General features: G+C 47.2%; 2 protein-coding genes. Both read right to left on the reverse strand.

Translation table 11 applies throughout. The features are described 5' to 3' along the window. On the reverse strand, positions 1-619 hold a 619-nt coding region (locus A3763_RS07615), incomplete at its 3' end, for a TRAP transporter large permease subunit (protein ID WP_156494995.1). Then, positions 616-1,158 (reverse strand): TRAP transporter small permease subunit, encoded by a 543-nt coding sequence (locus A3763_RS07620; protein WP_068512411.1) that lies wholly within the window; start codon positions 1,156-1,158, stop codon positions 616-618. The genes A3763_RS07615 and A3763_RS07620, both read right to left, overlap by 4 nt. Positions 1,159-1,273 lie beyond the last annotated feature (115 nt).

The following is a 1,273-nucleotide window of genomic DNA, read 5'->3' on the forward strand; positions in this document are numbered from 1 at the left end:
AAATAGGCATAGCAGGAGCCAAGGCCGGGTTTCGACTTGTTACAAATACTATGTAGCCAATGTAAAGAGCTATCAGCAAAACCCCCGGCGCAACAGCGGCTCTAAACAGGTCGCCAACAGGTAAACCCAGTACATCGCCAAGAATAATTAAAATAATAGAAGGCGGCACGATTTGACCAAGGGTGCCCGATGCGCAAATGGTGCCGCAGCTGAGTTGTTTATCGTAGTTATACTTGAGCATGCAAGGCAGGGATATCAAACCCATCGCAACCACACTGGCACCGACTACACCGGTTGAGGCGGCGAGCAAAGAGCCGACGAGTATGGTGCTAATGGCTACGCCACCATTGAGTCTGCCGAATAACTGTGCCATCGATTCAAGGAGTTGCTCAGCCAGCTTGGTTTTCTGGAGTATGACGCCCATAAAAATGAACAAGGGAATAGCCATCAGAATGGTATTTTCCATAATGCTCTGTATGCGGTAGGGCATAAAAGCAAACAGCTCAAAACCCTCTGCCCAAATACCAAATGCCAGAGCCACTCCTGCAAAAGTAAAGGCGACGGGAAAGCCCAGCATCAGCATTAGCAGGGCAACCACGAACATGACGATACCGCTCATGACAAGCCGACCTCTTTGCTTCTTGGGTAAGCTTCTTTCCCAACGATTACACGGAGAGCCTGAGTGATCATGCTTAAACTTGCCAAACCAATCAGTATAAAAGACAAAGGAATCAGGCTCTTGATTAACCAGCGATGAGGTAGGCCGCCCGGGTCACCACTGCCTTCACCCATTTGATAAGACTCATAAGCAAAACCAAGGCTAAAGTGAGTCACAAGTATAATGAAGGGAAGGATAAGAATGAGCGTACCTAAGAGGTTAATCCAGGCCTTGGTCTGGTCTTGCCAGTGATCATAGAAAATATCCACGCGGACATGGGCATTTTCTTGAATCGCATAGGGAATACCTAGTAGAAACACGCAAGAGAAGAGATGCCACTCCAGTTCCTGCATACCGATCGATACATCATTAAAGCCATAGCGCATGACCACATCGTAGAAAACGTTGATGAGTAGTAAGAGCATGGCGCTAGCCGAGAGTACTCCGCATAAACGCGCAATGCTTTTAAACAGAGTATCCAGGGCTAGAATTACTTGCATAGTATTAACGTGCAGACCTTATCTTAGGGGGCTGTGCTATCTAAATAGGCCTTATCAGACATATTGGTCCAGGCACGTGCTTTTTCCAGATACTCTTTCTGAGACTTAAGCACTC

The organism is Oleiphilus sp. HI0128 (genome assembly GCF_001635365.1).